Source organism: Citrobacter sp. wls714 (assembly GCF_005281025.1).
Taxonomy (GTDB): domain Bacteria; phylum Pseudomonadota; class Gammaproteobacteria; order Enterobacterales; family Enterobacteriaceae; genus Citrobacter; species Citrobacter werkmanii.
This window is the reverse complement of the sequence record NZ_SZWZ01000006.1, coordinates 1-1,978: the sequence shown is the minus strand read 5'-3', so window position 1 is coordinate 1,978 and position 1,978 is coordinate 1. Positions and strand designations below refer to the sequence as shown.

Below are 1,978 nucleotides of genomic sequence, written 5' to 3'. Positions count from 1 at the left end.
ACGGTACTGAACAGTGTAATCAATACCTTTGTCCAGATGGGTGTTGAGTGGGTGAAGTCTGCAATCATGGGACAGACAGCAACCACTGCAGCGGTTGCAGCATCCACCACGGCACAGGCAGCAGGCATCGCAACCACGACGGCGACTTCGACGGCGGCGGCAGCGGCTACTACGGCGGCATGGACTCCTGCGGCCATCATGTCATCCGTGGCTTCATTCGGTGGTGCAGTGGCTATTGGTCTTGGCGCGATGGCTGGCATCTTGGCACTGACAGGCAAACGCAAGAACGGCGGGCCCGTTTCAGCCGGGGGAATGTATCAGGTCGGTGAAGGCGGCATGCCTGAGATTTACCAGGCCAGCACCGGGAAGCAATACATGATTCCTGGCGACAACGGCAAGGTGATTAGCAATAAGGATATGACTGCCGGAGGCGGTGGCGGGGTGGTTTTGAATATCAACAATTACTCTTCAGCATCGGTCGATGCACAGGCTACGCAGGGCAGTGACGGCACATGGACCATCGATGCATTTATAGCTGACATGAATAATGGTGGCCCAGCAAGCCAGGCTATTACCAGTAATTTGAACGTTAAACGCACGCCAAGGGGGCAGGGCTGATGCCAATTATCGACTATCCCGACTGGCTGCCGCTGGCGCAGAAGGCCAGTAAAAACATGACGCTCGATACCGGGTTTCAGGCCGATCAGCCAGCGGTAGGCCCGGCTATCTTTCATAACCAGACCGATGACCTGAAAGTGACGTGGTCACTGATGTGGATCTTTACGTCGGCAGAGGAGCGCGCATTCCAGCAGTGGCTGCGCAGCCCTAACTACCTAAACCGTGGGCTAAATTGGTTCCGTATGAAGGTGAATCTCGGCGGCAGTGGGGTACAGTTGCAGGAACTCCACTTCACGCAGATGCCTGTTCAGACAAACATCACAAACGGCGTTGTTACATGGACTGGAACCGTGATTGCAAACCACCTCTACAACGCAGATGACGAATTCGACGACATCATTGTTGAGCTGCCGCCGCCGTGGGATTCGTGGCTGGATATCGTAGTTACTGGTTATCCGGACGGCCGCGATCCGGAATCACTACCGAGGGTGCCGTAATGCCGAGCTTCAGAGAGTACAAGCAGCAGCGGCCGACGCGCGGGCTGTACGACACCATCACGTTCTACCATCCATCCTTTGGTTATGTCCGCTTGGTCGACAAGCAGTTCTTTCCGAAGGTACTAGGAGGCCAGACGTACACGCCAGCGCGCTTTGAAATCGAAGAGAGTCAGCAGAGTGGTACGCCGGTGATCGACGCGACGGTGAAGTTAGGTCGGCTGTCGTCTGACATTAAAGCGCTGATGAAGCAGTGGAATGGCGCGGCCCGGCTGACAGCCATCACTGCCACCAGGCAGATCTTCGACAGCGGCGACGTGTCTGTGCCGATTAAGTCCTGGCAGCTTTACGTCAAGACGGTGGACATCGACGCTGACTCCGCGTCAGTAACCCTGTCCGTCACCAACCCGCTGAACAACAACATCGGAAGGCTCTATGACCCAACGGAATATACCGGCCTGCAGTACCTCTGATTTTGTTCGGAAGGTGATCGGCGTGCCGTGGGCTAATCGTGCCTGTTCGTTCGAGATGGTCGACTGCTGGGGACTGGTGGTGTTGTATTACCGTCACGTTCTCGGCATTGAGCTGCACCAGACGCCGGACTACGAAGCCGGTAAGGACTTCTTCACCTGCTATCAGGGCGACGTCGTTTTCTGGCGCCAGGACGATAAACCTGTCGAAGGCGGGATATTTGTCGGATACCGCGGAACGCAACCGGCGCACGTTGGCCTGGTGATTAACCGACAGGCTCTACACTCGCGCGGCGAGAACGGAAGTGTGCGTATGGACTCGTTGCTTGTCATTCAGCGGGCATTCACCAAAGTGGAGTATTTTTCTTATGGCGCTGGTTGAGATATCGAATTTTC

3 protein-coding genes and 1 pseudogene are annotated in these 1,978 nt (G+C 55.8%); all 4 read left to right on the top strand.

Annotation, left to right across the window (positions count from 1 at the left end; all coding sequences use genetic code 11):
• Positions 1-618, top strand: a pseudogene (locus tag FDX11_RS01270) (tail protein (tape measure)); the annotation flags it as partial.
• The gene (locus tag FDX11_RS01265; protein ID WP_137397334.1) at positions 618-1,115 is read left to right on the top strand and encodes a hypothetical protein; all 498 of its coding nucleotides are present in this window, start codon (positions 618-620) and stop codon (positions 1,113-1,115) included. The pseudogene FDX11_RS01270 and the gene FDX11_RS01265, both read left to right, overlap by 1 nt.
• Entirely contained in the window at positions 1,115-1,585 is a 471-nt protein-coding gene (locus FDX11_RS01260; protein ID WP_137397333.1) for a hypothetical protein, read from the top strand. The genes FDX11_RS01265 and FDX11_RS01260 overlap by 1 nt, the downstream gene beginning before the upstream one ends.
• Positions 1,548-1,964, top strand: a complete 417-nt coding sequence (locus FDX11_RS01255) for an NlpC/P60 family protein (RefSeq protein ID WP_137397332.1) — start codon at positions 1,548-1,550, stop codon at positions 1,962-1,964. Before FDX11_RS01260 ends, FDX11_RS01255 begins: the two co-directional genes overlap by 38 nt.
• Positions 1,965-1,978: the final 14 nt, after the last annotated feature.